At 76.0% G+C, this 15,396-nt stretch carries 11 protein-coding genes; 6 read left to right on the forward strand and 5 right to left on the reverse strand.

Going from position 1 to position 15,396, the window contains the following annotated elements:
• The first annotated feature begins 9 nt into the window (after window positions 1–9).
• Genes BLV02_RS13510 through BLV02_RS13520 form a run of 3 tightly spaced genes read left to right on the forward strand, consistent with a single transcriptional unit; the run spans window position 10 to window position 5,000 of the window.
• Window positions 10–1,281 carry an FAD-binding oxidoreductase gene (locus tag BLV02_RS13510; protein ID WP_069113480.1) on the forward strand — a complete coding sequence of 424 codons (1,272 nt, stop codon included), beginning with the start codon at window positions 10–12 and terminating at the stop codon, window positions 1,279–1,281.
• Window positions 1,282–1,310: 29 nt separating this feature from the next.
• Window positions 1,311–1,901 carry a dihydrofolate reductase family protein gene (locus BLV02_RS13515; RefSeq protein ID WP_069113479.1) on the forward strand — a complete coding sequence of 197 codons (591 nt, stop codon included), beginning with the start codon at window positions 1,311–1,313 and terminating at the stop codon, window positions 1,899–1,901.
• Between the two features lie 21 nt (window positions 1,902–1,922).
• On the forward strand, window positions 1,923–5,000 hold the full coding sequence (locus tag BLV02_RS13520; RefSeq protein WP_069113478.1) for an AfsR/SARP family transcriptional regulator: 3,078 nt from the start codon (window positions 1,923–1,925) through the stop codon (window positions 4,998–5,000).
• Here BLV02_RS13520 and BLV02_RS13525 read toward each other — a convergent pair.
• Window positions 4,982–5,743 carry an ABC transporter permease gene (locus BLV02_RS13525; RefSeq protein ID WP_069113477.1) on the reverse strand — a complete coding sequence of 254 codons (762 nt, stop codon included), beginning with the start codon at window positions 5,741–5,743 and terminating at the stop codon, window positions 4,982–4,984. The two genes, BLV02_RS13520 and BLV02_RS13525, sit on opposite strands and share 19 nt — an antisense overlap.
• Window positions 5,740–6,678, reverse strand: coding sequence for an ATP-binding cassette domain-containing protein (locus BLV02_RS13530; protein WP_069113476.1), 939 nt, complete (start codon window positions 6,676–6,678; stop codon window positions 5,740–5,742). The genes BLV02_RS13525 and BLV02_RS13530 overlap by 4 nt, the downstream gene beginning before the upstream one ends.
• 82 nt (window positions 6,679–6,760) lie before the next feature.
• On the opposite strand from BLV02_RS13530, the gene BLV02_RS13535 reads away from it, so the two are divergent.
• Complete coding sequence (locus tag BLV02_RS13535) at window positions 6,761–7,774, forward strand: hydroxyacid dehydrogenase (RefSeq protein WP_216094419.1); 1,014 nt, start codon at window positions 6,761–6,763, stop codon at window positions 7,772–7,774.
• Window positions 7,771–8,547, forward strand: coding sequence for a sugar phosphate isomerase/epimerase family protein (locus BLV02_RS13540; RefSeq protein ID WP_216094418.1), 777 nt, complete (start codon window positions 7,771–7,773; stop codon window positions 8,545–8,547). Before BLV02_RS13535 ends, BLV02_RS13540 begins: the two co-directional genes overlap by 4 nt.
• On the opposite strand, the gene treZ is transcribed toward BLV02_RS13540, so the two are convergent.
• The 3 genes from treZ to glgX are packed head-to-tail and all read right to left on the reverse strand — an operon-like array spanning window position 8,504 to window position 14,672.
• Window positions 8,504–10,273: a malto-oligosyltrehalose trehalohydrolase gene (gene treZ, locus BLV02_RS13545; protein WP_069113474.1), complete on the reverse strand. Its 1,770-nt coding sequence runs from the start codon at window positions 10,271–10,273 to the stop codon at window positions 8,504–8,506. The genes BLV02_RS13540 and treZ overlap by 44 nt on opposite strands.
• Window positions 10,270–12,534 carry a malto-oligosyltrehalose synthase gene (gene treY, locus BLV02_RS13550; RefSeq protein WP_069113473.1) on the reverse strand — a complete coding sequence of 755 codons (2,265 nt, stop codon included), beginning with the start codon at window positions 12,532–12,534 and terminating at the stop codon, window positions 10,270–10,272. Before treY ends, treZ begins: the two co-directional genes overlap by 4 nt.
• Window positions 12,531–14,672 (reverse strand): glycogen debranching protein GlgX, encoded by a 2,142-nt coding sequence (gene glgX, locus BLV02_RS13555; RefSeq protein ID WP_069113472.1) that lies wholly within the window; start codon window positions 14,670–14,672, stop codon window positions 12,531–12,533. Before glgX ends, treY begins: the two co-directional genes overlap by 4 nt.
• Window positions 14,673–14,811: 139 nt before the next feature.
• Here glgX and BLV02_RS13560 point away from each other — a divergent pair, with 139 nt between their 5' ends.
• The gene (locus BLV02_RS13560) at window positions 14,812–15,339 is read left to right on the forward strand and encodes a GNAT family N-acetyltransferase (protein ID WP_171906825.1); all 528 of its coding nucleotides are present in this window, start codon (window positions 14,812–14,814) and stop codon (window positions 15,337–15,339) included.
• The last annotated feature ends 57 nt before the right edge of the window (window positions 15,340–15,396 follow it).

Below are 15,396 nucleotides of genomic sequence, written 5' to 3' on the forward strand. Positions count from 1 at the left end.
GTCGCCGCCATGACCACCACCGCCGGAGCCGAGCCCCGCCCGCTGGCCGTCGTCGGCTGCCGGTCCGCCGCGGACGTCGCCGGGGCGATCGACCTCGCCCGGCGGCACGGCGTGCCGGCGGTCCCGCGCAGCGGCGGCCACTGCTTCGCCGGCCGCTCGTGGACGCCGGGCGTGGTCGTCGACGTGCGTCCGATGCGGACGGTGACGGTGGCCGGCGACCGCGTCACGGTCGGCGCCGGTGTCCGGCTGGGCGAGCTCTACGCCGAGCTGGCCCGTCACGGGATGACGCTGCCCGCCGGCTGCGGCCCGACGGTCGGCATCGCCGGACTCACCCTGGGCGGCGGATTCGGCGTGCTCGGGCGGCGGTACGGGCTGACGGCCGACCGGCTGACGGCGGCCCGGGTCGTGCTGGCCGGCGGCCGGGTCGTCGACTGCGACGAGGAGCACGACGCCGACCTGTTCTGGGCGCTGCGCGGCGCGGGCGGCGGCCAGTTCGGCGTCGTGACGGAGCTGATCTTCCGGGCCGTGCCGGAGCCGGAGGTGACCGCGTTCCACCTCACCTGGCCCGGCGCTGCGGCGGCCGCGGTGCTCGCCGCGTGGCAGGAGTGGTCGCCGGACGGACCGGACGAGCTGGCCGCGAGCCTGCTGCTGGTGGGCGGCCCCGACCCCGGCCGGCCGCCGGTCGTGAACGTGTTCGGGACGCTGCTCGGCGCCGAGCCGGAGACGGCCGCGCTGCTCGCGCGGCTCACCGCACAGGTCGGCACGCGGCCCGCGACCACAGACGTCGCGACCCGTCCGTACGCCGCCACCAAGCAGCACCTGGCCGACCTCGGCGCGCGGATGGCCGGGCCGGCGCCGGAGCACCGTCCGCTCAGCCGCTCGGAGTACGTCGCCCGGGCGCTCCCGGCCGAGGCCGTCGCGGCGCTGGTGGACGGCCTGGCGCGGGACCGGGTCGCGGGCGAGACGCGCGAGCTCGACGTCAGCCCGTGGGGCGGCGCCTACACCCGCGTGCCGGTCGGCGCGACGGCCTTCGCCCACCGGGACGCGCGGTTCCTGGTCAAGCACGCCGTCACCGGCCCCGATCCGGCCGGCTGGCTGGACCGGTCCTGGGCGGCGGCGCACCCGTGGGGGACCGGCGGCGTCTACCCGAACTTCCCCGACCCGCGGCTGGACGATCCGCTGCGGGCCTACCACGGGCCGAACCTCGCCCGACTCCGCCGGGTCAAGGCCGCGTACGACCCGGGCGGCTTCTTCGACTTCCCGCAGGCGATCCGCGCCTGACCCGACCCGCACCCCGAGAGGACCCGACGATGAGCGTCTTCACAGCCCTGTCCGTGTCCGTCGACGGCTACGTCACCGGCCCCGACCCGAGCCCGGAGCAGGCGCTCGGCCGCGGCGGGCAGCGGCTGTTCGACTGGTACTTCGACGGCGACGTGCCCAGCCGGGTGTTCGACGGTTTCCGGCTGTCCGCGCCGAGCGCCGCGGTGTTCGACGACCTCGCGAGCCGCGACGGCGCGGTGATCTGCGGCCGCACCACGTACGACCACTCGGGCGGCTTCGGCGGCGGCAGTCCGCACCCGACGGCCCCGCTGGTCGTGCTGACCCACCGGCCGGTCCCCGAGGCGTCCGCGGCGCAGACCGTCGCGGGCGGCATCGAGGAGGCGGTCGCCCGGGCGGCCGAGCTCGCGGGCGACCTCGACGTCGGCCTCATGGGCACCGGCGTCACGGCGGCGGCGCTGGCCGCCGGCCTGCTGGACGAGGTGACGCTGCACCAGGTGCCCGTCCTGCTGGGCGGCGGCACGCCGTTCTTCCACGCGTGGCCCGAGTCGCAGGCCCTGGAACGGGTGCGCGTGGTCGAGGCGCCCGGCGTCACGCACCTGACCTTCCGGGTGGTCCGCTGACGGTCGTGACAGGCTGGGTCCGTGCAGGTGGGCATTCTCGGGCCGGTCCGGCTGAGCGACGGCGACACGGTCATCGCGGTGGGCGGGGCGCGGTTGCGGGCGCTGCTGACCCGGCTGGCGCTCGACCCTGGCGCCGTCGTCGGGGTGCGGGCCCTGGTCGACGCGGTGTGGCCGGACGATCCGCCGGGCGATCCCGTCAACGCGGTGCAGACGCTGGTGTCGCGGCTGCGCCGGCTGCTGCCGGACGGGACGCGGGTGCGGCAACTGGCCGGCGGCTACCAGCTGGACCTGACGGCCGACGACGTCGACGCGGGGCGGTTCGAGCGGCTGGCGCGGACCGGACGCGACCGCCTGCGGGCGGGCGACCCGGCCGACGCGACGACGGCGCTGAGCGAGGCGCTCGCACTGTGGCGCGGCCGCCCCCTCGCCGACCTCGACGGCGCGGCGGTGGCCGGCCCGGTCGTCGCGCGGCTGGACGAACTGCGGCTGGCGGCGGCCGAGGACCTCGCCGAGGCCGAGCTCGCCGGGGGAGCAGCACCCGCCGACGTCGCGGTGCGACTGCGGGCGCTCGTCGCCGAGCAGCCGCTGCGCGAACGGCTCCGGGCGCTGCACGTGCAGGCGCTGGTCGCGGCCGGGCGCCGGGCCGAGGCGCTGGCCGCGTTCGAGGACGCCCGCGCGCTGCTGGCCGGGCAGCTCGGCGCCGACCCGGGCCAGGAGCTGCGCGCCGCCCACCGGGCCGCCCTGCGCGACGACGAACCGGCGCCCAGACCGGCCCCGGCGCTGCCGGTCCCGCTGACCTCGCTGATCGGCCGCGACGACGACCTCGCCGGGGTGGCGAAGGCGCTCGGCCGGGCCCGGCTGGTGACGTTGACCGGGCCGGGCGGCGCGGGCAAGACCCGGCTGGCGGTCGCGGCCGCGGCGACGCTGCCGACGCCGGTCCGGCTGGTCGAGCTGGCCGCGGTCACCGGACAGGACGACGTGGCGACGGCCGCCGCCGACGCGCTGCTGGCGCAGGCCGCGCCGGGCACCGCCGAGTCGCCCGAGCGCACCGCCATCGAACGCCTGGTCGAGACGCTCGGTGGCGGCGAGACGCTGCTGCTGCTGGACAACTGCGAGCACCTCGTCGACGCGGCCGCCGCGCTGGCCGGCGAGCTGCTGGCGCGCTGCCCGCGGCTGCGGGTGCTGACGACCAGCCGCGAGCCGCTGCGGCTGCCCGGCGAGGCGCTCTACGAGGTGCGCCCGCTGGCCGAGGCCGACGCCGTCCGGCTGTTCACCGAGCGGGCCCGCGACATCCGGCCCGGCGCCGACCTCGACCCTGAGCTCGTCGCGGAGCTGTGCCGCCGCCTCGACGGGCTGCCGCTGGCGATCGAGCTGGCGGCGGCCCGGCTGCGGTCGCTGCCGCTGGCCGAGCTGACCAGCCGGCTCGGCGACCGCTTCGGCGTGCTGACCCGCGGGGCCCGCACCGCCGAGCAGCGCCACCGCACGCTGCGCGACCTCGTCGCGTGGAGCTGGGAGCTGCTGACCGAGCCGGAGCGGACGCTGCTCGAGCGGCTCGGCGTCGTGCCCATCGTGACGCCGGCGACGGCGGCCGCGCAGGCCGGGCCGGACGCGCCGGAGCTGCTCGCCGCGCTGGTCGACAAGTCGCTGCTGCAGCTCGCCGACGACGGCCCGGAGCCGCACTACCGCATGCTGGAGACGATCCGCGAGTTCGCGCTGGCCCGGCTGACGGCGTCCGGCGACCGGCCCGCCGCCGAGGCCGCGCTGGTGGCGTCGGTGCTGGAACTGACCGAGCGGGCCGAACCGGGGCTGCGGTCGGCGGACCAGCCGCGCCGGCTGGCGTTGTTGCGCGGTGAGTGGGAGAACCTGCGCGCGGCGGTGCAGCTGGCTGTCGCCACCGACCCGGCGGCCGCGGTCCGCCTGGGCGCCGCGCTGGCGCCCTACTGGACGGTGTCGTCGGACCACACGAGCACCACCCACCGGCTGCGCCGGCTGCTCGACCTCGCCGGGCCGGCCGACCCGGAGCGCCGCGCCGTCGTCGTCGCGTACTACGTGTTCAACGCGCTGCTCGGCGGGCACAACCCGGAGGCGTTGGCGATCATCGGGCCGTTGCGCGACTGGGCCGCCGCGGCGCCGGCGGCCGGGCACCCCGTCCTCGCGCTGCTCGACCCGCTGCTGGCGCTGCTGGCCGACGAGACCGACGCCGGCGTGGCCGCGGCCGACCGCCTGCTGCCCGGCGCCGGCGACTGGACCCGGGGCGGGCTGCTGCTGGTCCGCTCGATGCTCGGCGGGACCAGCGGCGAGATGCCCGCGGCGATCGCCGACCTCGACGCGGCGGCGACGGCCTACCGCGCCGCCGGCGACCTCTGGGGTGAGTCGACGGCGCTGACGTTCCTGGCGCTGATGCGGACGATGTTCGCCGACGCGACGGCGGCCGACGCGCTGGAGCGGGCGATCGCGCTGCGCCGGCGGCTCGACCCGGCCGACGAGGTGATCGAGCAGCGCGCCTGGCTGGCCCAGCTGCACGCCTGGACCGGCGCGCCGGAGCGGGCCCGGGCCGAGCTGCTCGGCCTGGCCGGGCTGGCCGCGGCGTCGTCGGTGCACTGCGTCGTGCTGGTCCGGGTGCTGCTCGGCGACCTCGACCGGCTCGACGGCGACCTCGGCGGCGCCGGCCGCTGGTACGGCGAGGCGGCGGCGCACGTCGCGGAGTCCGGCGAGCCGATGTTCGTCGCGATCCTGGGCACCTCCGCCGCTCAGCTCGCGGTGGCCGCGGGCGACGGCGACGCCGCCGTCCGGGAGTTGACGGCGGCGGCCGGGGCGGCCGGGCACATCAAGGACCTGCCGCTGGTGGCGGCGGTCGGCGTCGCCGCGGCCGCGCTGCGGCACGGAGCCGGCGCACCGGACGAGGCCGCGGAGGTGCTGGGCGCCGCGCACGCGCTGCGCGGCGCCGCCGACGGCCTCAACCCCGACGTCATCCGGCTCACCGCCCGGCTCCGCGACGAGCTGGGCGACGACCGGTTCGCGACGGCCTACGAGCGCGGCCGGTCACTGTCCGGCCCGGACGCGGACGCGCTGATCACCGGCTACGCGCGGCGGCGGTAGGCCCGCACCGCCAGCGGGACGAACACCGCGAGGAACCCGGCCGACCACGCCAGCGTCGCCAGCACCGCGTCGCGCACCGGACCGCCCAGCAGCAGCCCGCTCGCCGCGTCCATCGCCTGGCTGACGGGGTTGACGTCGGCCCAGGCCTGCAGCCAGCCGGGCAGCGTGTCGGACGGCGCGACCATGTCGGTGCCGAACGCCAGCGGGAAGATGCCGAGGAACGCCACCGACGTCACCAGCGTCTCCTCCTTCACCACCACGCCGATCAGCACGTTCACCCAGCTCAGCGCGAAGCCGAAGACGATCGCCAGCCCGGCGGCCGCGAGCGTCGGCGCCAGGCCCTCCGTCGGCCGGAAGCCCAGGGCGAGGCCGAGCGCGAACAGCGTCGCCACCGCCACGACGTACCGGACGACGTCGCCGAGCACCGTGCCCAGCAGTGGCGCCGACCGCGGGATCGGCAGGCTGCGGAACCGGTCGAACACGCCCTTCTTGATGTCCAGGTTGATGCTCAGCCCGGTGGACGTGAGGCCGGCCAGGATCGCCGTCATCACCAGCACGCCGGGGAACACGTACTGCAGGTAGTCCTGGGTCGACCCGGCGACGGCGCCGCCGAACAGGTAGACGAACAACAGCAGGAAGACGACCGGCAGGAAGATGGCGTCGAGGAACACGCCGGGGTTGCGGCGGGCCTTCGTCAGGCCCCGTCCGGCCAGGACGACGGCGTGCCGGGCGAGCGTCGTCATGCGGCCACCTCCGTCCGGCCGGTGAGGGCGAAGAACACCTCGTCGAGGCTGGGCAGCCGCAGCGCCAGTTCGGTGACGGCGATCCCGGAGCCGGCCAGCGCGGGCACCACCGCGGCCAGCACGTCGTCGCCGTCGACGGAGGCGGTGAGCAGCCCGCCCGAGAGGTCGGGGGCGCGCCCGGCCACCCGCTCCAGCAGGGCGGCGGCGTCGGGCACCCGGGCGGGGTCGGCCGGGCGGACGGCCAGCGTCTGGCCGCCGACGATCCGCTTCAGCTCGGTCGGGGTGCCGTGCGCGATCACCGTCCCGTGGTCGAGGACGGAGATCTCGTCGGCCAGCGCGTCGGCCTCCTCCAGATACTGCGTGGTCAGCAGCACGGTGCCGCCGTCGGCCGTCATGGACCGGATCATCCGCCACACGTCCTCGCGCTTGCCGGGGTCCAGGCCGGTGGTGGGCTCGTCGAGGAACACGACGCGCGGCCGCGCGACCATGCTGGCGGCGAGGTCGAGGCGCCGGCGCATCCCGCCGGAGTACGTCGACACCCGGCGCCCGCCGGCCTCGGTCAGCTCGAACCGGGCCAGCAGCTCGTCCGCCCGCCGCCGGGCGTCGGCCCGGCGCAGGTCCAGCAGCCGGCCGAACAGCACCAGGTTCTCCCGGCCGGTGAGGTCCTCGTCGACCGAGGCGTACTGGCCGGTCAGCCCGATGCGGCGGCGGACGGCGTCGCCGTCGCGGGTCACGTCGAGCCCGTCGACGAGCGCCCGCCCGGCGTCCGGCCGCACCAGGGTGGCGAGGATCCGCACCGCCGTGGTCTTGCCGGCGCCGTTCGGGCCGAGCACGCCCAGCACGGTGCCGGGCGCGGCGCCGAGGTCGACGCCGGCCAGCGCCGTGGTGTCGCCGAACCGTTTGACCAGTCCTTCTGTCCGGATCGCATACGTCATGGCGGCAGCGTGCCGGCGGCCGCTGGCAGATCGCGCACAAACCGCTGTCGGGCCGGGTCGAGCAAGCGCTTACCCTGGGGGCATGACGACTGAGCGGGTCAGCGCCATGCTGGTCATGTCCGACACCGCGTACCGCGACCTGTTCGACGACGAGTTGCGGGCGCGGCTGGAGAAGCTGGCCGACCTGGTGCTGCCGGGTCCGGTGGCGACGTTCGCCGACCCCGCCGTGCGGTCGGCGCTCGGGCAGGCCGACGTGCTGGTCACGTCGTGGGGCTGCCCGCCGCTCGACGAGGACGTGCTGGCCGGCGCGCCCCGGCTGCGGGCCGCGTTCCACGCCGCGGGCTCGGTGAAGCACCACGTCACCGACGCCTGCTGGGAGCGCGGGCTGGTGGTCACCACGGCGGCCGCGGCCAACGCCGTCCCGGTGGCGGAGTACACGCTGGCCGCCATCCTCGCCGCGGGGAAGCGGGTGCCGCGCTTCGCCGCCGGGTTCCGGGCCCACCCCGGCGAGCTGGGCTGGCGCGACGACATCTCGGGTGCGTCGAACTACCGGCGGGTCGTCGGCGTCGTCGGGTTCTCCCGCATCGGCCGCCGGGTGGCCGAGCTGCTCCGCCCGTTCGAGCTGACGGTCCTGGTGGCCGACCCGTACGCCGACCCGGCCGAGGTGGCCGCCGCGGGCGCTCAGCCGGCCGAGCTGGACGACCTGCTGGCCCGGGCCGACGTCGTCACGCTGCACGCGCCGTCGCTGCCGGAGACCCGTCGCCTCATCGACGCGCGTCGATGTGCGCTGATGAAGGACGGCGCCACGCTGATCAACACCGCCCGCGGCGCGCTGGTCGACCACGCCGCACTGACCGCCGAGTGCGAGCGCGGCCGGCTCGACGCCGTCCTCGACGTCACCGATCCGGAGCCGCTGCCGCCCGACTCGCCGCTGTACCGGCTGCCCAACGTCGTGCTGACGCCGCACGTCGCGGGCGCCCTGGGCACCGAGTGCCGCCGGCTCACCGCGCTGGCGCTGGACGAGCTGGAGCGGTTCGCCGCCGGCCGGCCGCTGGAGCACGAGGTGCGCCGCGCCGACCTGGTGGTGCAGGCGTGACGGTGCAGACGGGCCTGGTGTCCATCACGTTCCGCCAGCTCGGCGTCGACGACGTGCTCGGCGTCATGGGCCGGGCCGGGCTGACGGCGGTCGAGTGGGGCGGCGACGTGCACGTCCCGGTGGGCGACGTCGCGGCGGCGGAGCGCACGGCGGCGGCCAGCGCCGACCACGGCGTCCGGGTGGTCGCGTACGGCTCGTACTACCGCGCCGGCGACCACGAACCGGGGGAGTTCGACGACGTGCTGCGCTCGGCGGTCGCGCTGGGTGCGCCGCGCATCCGGGTCTGGGCCGGGACGCTCGGCTCGGCCGAGGCGACGGCGGAGCACCGCGGCCGCGTCGCCGCCGACCTGCGCCGCATCGCCGGCCTGGCCGGGGGCGAGGGCGTCGAGATCGCCGTTGAGCACCACCCGAACACGCTCACCGACACGCTGGAGTCCGCGCTCGAGCTCTACGCCGCGGCGGACCACCCGGGGCTGCGGCCGTACTGGCAGCCGCGGCTCGGCCAGCACCCGGACGACGCGCTGCGCGAGGCCACGGCGCTGCTGCCGGGCCTGGTGACGGTGCACGTGTTCACCTGGACGGCCGCCGGCGAACGCCTGCCGCTGGCCGACGGCGCGGCGCTGTGGACGCCGGTGCTGGGCACGCTGGCCGGCCGCGACGACGCCGAACGGTACGCGCTGCTCGAGTTCGTCCCCGGCGACGACCCCGAGGCGCTGGTCCGCGACGCCGTCACGCTGCGGGAGTGGCTAGGGGGTGGCCTGACGCCGTCCTGACGACGGCGGCGGTCTCGGCGCCCAGCTCGGCCACGGCGCCGTCGAGCGCCACCGGGCCGGTGGCCAGCAGCAACTGGCCGGCCGGGCCGGACAGCGGCACCCGCCGCGGCTCGCCGGCGAGGTTGACCGCCACCCGCAGCGCGCCCCGGTGCAGCACGAACCAGCCGGCCGCCTCGTCGAATCCGGACGCGACGGCGGTGAGGTCGCCGTCGCGCAGCTCGGGCTCGGCCGCCCGCAGCGCGATCAGCCGCCGGTAGAGCTCCAGCATCCGCGCGTGCTCCGGCCGCTCCGGCTCGGTCCAGTCCAGCCGGGCGGTGCGGAACGCGGCCGGGTCCTGCGGGTCGAGCATCGACGACGTGTCCCAGCCGTGCCGCTCGAACTCGGCCAGCCGTCCCGGCCCGATGGCGGCCGCCAGCACCGGGTCGGGGTGCGAGGTGAAGTACGGCCAGCGGGTGGACGCCGCCCACTCCTCACCCATCCAGAGCATCGGGGTGAACGGCAGCGTCAGCAGCAGCACGGCCCCGATGCGCTGCCGGGCGGGCGTGGTCAGCTCGGTGAGTCGCTCGCCCGCGGCGCGGTTGCCGACCTGGTCGTGGTTCTGCAGGCAGACGACGAAGCGGTGGCCGGGCGTGCGGGCGCGATCGATCGGCCGGCCGTGCGGGCGGCCGCGGAACGATGAGAACCGGCCGTCGTGCAGGAACGCGTCGCGCACGACCTTGGCCAGCACCGTCAGCGAGCCGAAGTCGGCGTAGTAGCCCTGCCGCTCGCCGGTGAGCAGCGCGTGCAGCGCGTGGTGGACGTCGTCGTCCCACTGGCCGTCCAGGCCGTACCCGCCGTCGGCGCGCGGCTCGATCAGGATCGGGTCGTTGAGGTCGGACTCCGCGATCAGCGGCAGCGGCCGGCCCAGCTCGCCGGAGAGCCGCTCGACCGCCGCCGACAGCTCCGCCAGCAGGTGCGGGTGACCGCGCCCGGCCAGCGGGTCGACCAGCGCGTGGACGGCGTCGAGCCGCAGGCCGTCGAGGTGGTAGTCGCGCAGCCACATGAGCGCGTTGTCGATGACGTAGCGGCGCACCGACGGCTCGCCGAGGTTGACGACGTCGCCCCACGCGGTGCCGGCGCCGTCGGTGAGGTACGGACCGAACCGGGGCAGGTGGTTGCCGCTGGGGCCGACGTGGTTGTAGACGACGTCCAGCAGCACGGCCAGGCCGCGGGCGTGGCAGGCGTCGACGAACCGCTTGAAGCCGTCCGGCCCGCCCAGCGGCTGGTGCACGGCGAACCAGCCGACGCCGTCGTAGCCCCAGTTCCACTCGCCGGCCAGCGCGTTGACCGGCAGCACCTCGACGTGCGTGACGCCCAGGCGAGTCAGGTGGTCGAGCCGGCCGATGGCGCCGTCGAAGGTGCCCTCCGGGCTGAACGTGCCGACGTGCAGTTCGTACAGGACGGCGCCGGCCAGCGGGCGGCCGGTCCAGGCGGCGTCGGTCCACTCGAACGCGGCGTGGTCGTACACCCGGGCCCGGCCCTCGACGCCGTGCGGCAGCCAGGCGGCGCGTGGGTCGGGCAGCACGTCGGGGGAGTCGTCGAGCTGCCAGCCGTAGTCGGTGCCCGGCGGCGCCGGCGCGTGCGCCGTCCACCACCCGCCCGGCGCCCGCACCGCCCGGGCCGAACGGCGCCCGGCCCGCAGCTGCACGCGGCGGGCGGCCGGGGCCCAGACCAGGAACGTCGTCATGCGGGTGGGGCGAGCAGCGCGACAGGATAGGTGGCGAGCAGCGTCGCGAGCGGCACCGTCCCACCGTACGGCCGCCCGGTCAGGACGTCGACCAGTCCGCCCGGCAGCTCCACGACGGTGTCCGCCCACCCACCCCGCCGCGACAGCCGCACCGGCAGCCGCGTCGCCACCGTCACCGCGCCGCCGCGGTCGAAGGCCACCGCGTGCTCCGCCGCCGGGCCGTGCACCGCGACCCGACGGTACGCCGTGAACAGCTCCGGCCGGTCGCGCCGCACCCGCAGCGCCCGCGAGACGACCCACAGCTTGGCGGCGCCGGTGTCGTCGACCGGGGGAGGAACGGTCAGCCCGCCCAGCAGCGCCCGCAGCCGTGGCCAGTCGACCGGGCGGCGGTTGTCGGGGTCGACCAGGGAGTCGTCCCAGCCCTCGGTGCCCTGGTAGACGTCGGGCACGCCGGGCATGGTGAGCTGCACCAGCTTCTGCCCGAGCGCGTTGGACCAGCCGTACGGCCGGATGAGTCCGATGAACGCCTCGACGGCGGCGCGCAGGTCCGGCCGCTGCGCCGCGGTGTCGAGGGCGGCGTGCACCGCCGCCTCGAACTCCTCGTCGGGATCGGCCCAACCGGTCGCCCCGGCCGCCTCGCGCATGGCCTTCACCGCGTACGCGTGCAGCCGCCCGGGCTGGTCCAGGCCGAAGCCGGCCACCGTCTGCCAGAGCAGGTACGCCGTGGTGGGCTCGGGCATCGGCGCCTCGGCCGCCAGCAGCCGCACCAGCTCACCCCACTCGTCCGGGACCTCGGCCAGCACCGCGAGCCGGGCCCGCACGTCCTCGCCGCGCTTGGTGTCGTGGGTGGACAGCGTCGTCATCGAGCGCGGCGCCGTGCGCAGCCGCCGCTCCTGGGCGGCATGGAAGTCGTCGAGGTCGCGGCCGAACCGCGCGGGGTCGCCGCCGACCTCGTTGAGCGCGACGAACCGGGTGTAGCGGTAAGCGGCGGTGTCCTCGACGCCCTTGGCCATGACGGCGCCGGTGGTCTGCTGGAACCGCACGCAGAGCTCGTCGGCGGGGTCGGTCAGCCGCGGCTCCAGCGCGTCGAACGCCGCGGCCAGCCGCGGGTGCCGCCGCCGCGCCGTCGCGACGGCCGCGGCGAGGTGGTCCGCGCCCGACGACGGCAGGTACGAGCGGTACACCGGGAAGGCCACCGCCAGGAACGTCAGCGCCGCGAACGCGTCGGGGACGGACGGCGCCAGCCGGGCCAGCCGATGGAACTCCGAGCGCAGGATCGTCGTCGCGACCGCGCGCTTGCCCACCTCCGTGTGGGTGGCCCAGTCGAGCTCGTCGCCGGTGACGTCCCGGTAGAGGCGGTCGAGGGCCGGTTCGCCCGCCGGGTCGACGAACAGCGGGCCCGCCTCGGCCAGCGCGTCGTAGCCGGTCGTGCCGTCGACCGGCCAGTCCGCCGGCAGCGCCTCGCCCGGCTCCAGGATCTTCTCCGCCAGGATCCACGTGTCCGGCGCCTGCTCGCGCAGCCGGCGCAGGTAGCCGCCGGGGTCGGCCAGCCCGTCCGGGTGGTCGACGCGCAGCCCGGCGACGCCGTCGTCGGCGACCCAGCGCAGGACGCGCTCGTGCGTGGCCGCCGCGACCTCGGGGTCCTCGACCCGGACCCCGGCCAGCGACGACACCGCGAAGAACCGCCGGTAGGCCAGCTCGGTGTCGGCCCGCCGCGCGTCGGCCAGCTCGTAGTGCTGGCGGGCGTGCACGTCGGCGGCGGTGTCGCCGGGCCGCGGCCCGCTGCCCGGCGCCAGCGGGTAGCGCACCCCGGCGGCCAGCAGCGCGTCGCCGTCGAGCCCGACCGCGTCGGCACCGTCGAGGACGGGCAGCAGCAGCCGCCCGGCGGACCAGTCGACGTCGAACCAGGGCGCGTACGCCGACGCCGGGCCGTGCCGCAGGAGGTCGTGCCAGGCCGGGTTCTGCCCGGGGTCGGCGACGCCCTGGTGGTTCGGGACGAGGTCCACGACTATGCGTAGCCCATGCGCCCGGGCCGCCGCCACCAGCGCCCGCCAGCCCGCCTCGCCGCCGCGGTCGTCGTCCATGCGCGTGACGTCGACGACGTCGTAGCCGTGCGCCGACCCGGCCGTGGCGCGCAGCAGCGGCGACAGGTACACCGCGCCCACGCCCAGCGAGCGCAGGTACGCCGTCAGCTCGGCGGCCGCCGCCAGCGGGAACGCGCCGCTGACCTGCAGCCGGTAGGTCGACGACGGCGGGGTCACGGCGCGGCGTCCCGCGGCGTCAGCAGCACCAGCAGCGACCGCGCCTGGACGGTGACGACGGACCCGGCCGGGCGCGGACCGCCGCGGTCGCCGGCGTCGTCGTCGGCGGTGTCGAGGACGGTGTCCCAGGCGGCGCCGAACTCGGGGCCGGGCAGGGTGAACTCCAGCGGCTCGTGGTGGGCGTTGAAGCAGAGCAGGAAGGAGTCGTCGACGACTCGCTGCCCGCGCGCGTCGACCTCGGCGATGCCGTTGCCGTTGAGGAACACCGCGATGGCCCGGCCGAACCCGGCGTCCCAGTCGGCCTCCGTCATGGGGCTGGCGTCGGGGCGCAGCCAGTCGATGTCGGGCAGCCCCTCGGTACCCGGGCGGCGCACCGGCAGGCCGTTGAAGAACCGGCGCCGCCGGAACGCCGGGTGCGCCGCCCGCAGCGCCGTGACCCGGCGGGTGAACTGCTGCAGCGCGCGGTCGGCGTCGTCCCAGTCGACCCACGCCAGCTCGTTGTCCTGGCAGAACGCGTTGTTGTTGCCGTCCTGCGTGCGGCCCAGCTCGTCGCCGTGCGAGATCATCGGCACGCCCTGCGACAGCAGCAGCGTCGCGAGGAAGTTGCGCTGCTGGCGCGCCCGCACCGCGTTGACCTCGGGGTCGTCGGTGCGTCCCTCGACGCCGCAGTTCCAGGAGCGGTTGTGGCTCTCGCCGTCGGCGTTGCCCTCGAGGTTGGCCTCGTTGTGCTTCTCGTTGTAGGAGACGAGGTCGCGCAGTGTGAAGCCGTCGTGGGCGGTGACGAAGTTGATCGATGCGACCGGCCGCCGGGTGGACTGCTCGTAGAGGTCGGCCGACCCGGTGAGGCGCGACGCGAACTCGCCCAGCGTGGCCGGCTCGCCGCGCCAGAGGTCGCGGACGGTGTCGCGGTACTTGCCGTTCCACTCCGTCCACTGCGGCGGGAAGTTGCCCACCTGGTAGCCGCCCGGGCCGAGGTCCCACGGCTCGGCGATCAGCTTCACCTGGCTCACCGTGGGGTCCTGCTGCACGAGGTCGAAGAACGCCGACAGCCGGTCGACGTCGTAGAACTCGCGGGCCAGGGTGGCGGCGAGGTCGAAGCGGAAGCCGTCGACGTGCATCTCGGTGACCCAGTACCGCAGGGAGTCCATGATCAGCTGCAGCGAGTGCGGGTTGCCGACGTTCAGCGAGTTGCCGGTGCCGGTGTAGTCGAGGTAGTAGCGCTTGTCGTCGTCGACCAGCCGGTAGTAGGCGGCGTTGTCGATGCCGCGGAACGACAGCGTGGGGCCGAGGTGGTTGCCCTCGGCCGTGTGGTTGTAGACGACGTCGAGGATGACCTCGATGCCGGCCTCGTGCAGCGCCCGCACCATGGCCTTGAACTCGCCGATCTGCCCGCCCGGCGTGGTGGCCGAGCTGTACTTCGGGTCGGGCGCGAAGAAGCCGATGGAGTTGTAGCCCCAGTAGTTCGACAGCCCCTTGTCCAGCAGCGTGGAGTCGTTGGCGAAGTGGTGCACCGGCATCAGCTCGAGCGCGGTGACGCCGAGCGACGTCAGGTGGTCGAGGACGACCGGGTGCGCGATGGCCGCGTAGGTGCCGCGGATCTCCTCGGGGATGTCCGGGTGCGTCTTCGTCAGGCCCTTGACGTGCGCCTCGTAGATGACGGTCTCGGCGTACTCGCGCCGCGGCGGCCGGTCGGTGCCCCAGTCGAAGAACGGGTTGATGACCACCGCCTTCGGCATGTGCGGCGCGGAGTCGTCGTCGTTGCGGCTGTCGGGGTCGCCGAACTGGTAGCCGAACAGCGCCTGGTGCCACTCGAACGTGCCGTCGACGGCCTTGGCGTACGGGTCGAGCAGCAGTTTCGCCGGGTTGCAGCGGTGGCCGGCCTTGGGATCGTGCGGGCCGTGGACGCGGTAGCCGTAGCGCTGGCCGGGCTCGACGCCGGGCAGGAAGGTGTGCCACACGAAACCGTCGACCTCGGTCAGCGGCAGCCGGGTCTCGGCGCCGTCGCCGTCGAACAGGCACAGCTCCACGCCGTCGGCGACCTCGCTGAACAGCGTGAAGTTGGTGCCGGAGCCGTCGTACGTGGCGCCGAGCGGGTACGCCGCACCCGGCCACTGCGGCATCGGCTCGGCAGAGGTCATCGGGCGGCCTTTCGTCGCGGTTCGGTGTGGTGCTCGCTACGCCGCGAGTCAGGTCTCCATGGTCCCTGGTCGGGCGTCTCGAAGCCACTCGATCGGCGCGGCTGGTGAGGTTGCGGCGTCGCCGCATACGGTGGTGCCGATGAGGATCCGACCCCGCAGGCCCGGCGACGTGCCCGAGCTGGCGGCCGTTCTGACCCGCGATCACGAGGTCACCGGCTACCCGTACCTGCTGCCCGACGACCCGGCGGGGTGGATCGAGGAGCCGGACCGCCTGGCGGCGTTCGTCGCCGCCGACGACGCCGGCCGACCGGCGGGGCACGTCAGCGTCGGCGCCGCCGCGACCACCGACCACGGCGCCGGCACCGTCCTGCAGGACGCCTGGAGCGCGGCGCACGGGCGCCCGGTCGCCGCGTGCGCCGTCGTGGGGCGGCTGTTCGTCGCGGCGGACCGGCAGCGGCACGGCGCCGGCGCGGCGCTGCTCGACGCCGCCGTCGGGTGGATGCGCGAGCACGACCTCGCGCCGTGCCTCGACGTCCTGCCGATCGGGCCGGCGCAGTCCGTCGTCGGGTGGTACGAGGCGCGCGGCTGGGAGGTGGTGGGCGAGGCCAGCCCGGTCTGGCGGCGGCCCGGCTGGCCGCCGTTGCTGGCGCTGATCCTGCCGGGCTAAACGTGAAGAAGCACACAGAGTGACCGAATTCTGGCGTTTGACTATCGAAGATCACCC

Source organism: Jiangella alba (genome assembly GCF_900106035.1).
In the GTDB taxonomy this organism is placed as follows: domain Bacteria; phylum Actinomycetota; class Actinomycetes; order Jiangellales; family Jiangellaceae; genus Jiangella; species Jiangella alba.

Excerpts from the sequence above, each read along its gene's own strand:
- BLV02_RS13510 (WP_069113480.1), top strand. The coding sequence starts at position 10 with ATGACCACCACCGCCGGAGCCGAGCCCCGCCCGCTGGCCGTCGTCGGC.
- BLV02_RS13515 (WP_069113479.1), top strand. The coding sequence starts at position 1,311 with ATGAGCGTCTTCACAGCCCTGTCCGTGTCCGTCGACGGCTACGTCACC.
- BLV02_RS13525 (WP_069113477.1), bottom strand. The coding sequence starts at position 5,743 with ATGACGACGCTCGCCCGGCACGCCGTCGTCCTGGCCGGACGGGGCCTG.
- BLV02_RS13530 (WP_069113476.1), bottom strand. The coding sequence starts at position 6,678 with ATGACGTATGCGATCCGGACAGAAGGACTGGTCAAACGGTTCGGCGAC.
- BLV02_RS13535 (WP_216094419.1), top strand. The coding sequence starts at position 6,761 with ATGACGACTGAGCGGGTCAGCGCCATGCTGGTCATGTCCGACACCGCG.
- treZ (WP_069113474.1), bottom strand. The coding sequence starts at position 10,273 with ATGACGACGTTCCTGGTCTGGGCCCCGGCCGCCCGCCGCGTGCAGCTG.
- glgX (WP_069113472.1), bottom strand. The coding sequence starts at position 14,672 with ATGACCTCTGCCGAGCCGATGCCGCAGTGGCCGGGTGCGGCGTACCCG.
- BLV02_RS13560 (WP_171906825.1), top strand. The coding sequence starts at position 14,812 with ATGAGGATCCGACCCCGCAGGCCCGGCGACGTGCCCGAGCTGGCGGCC.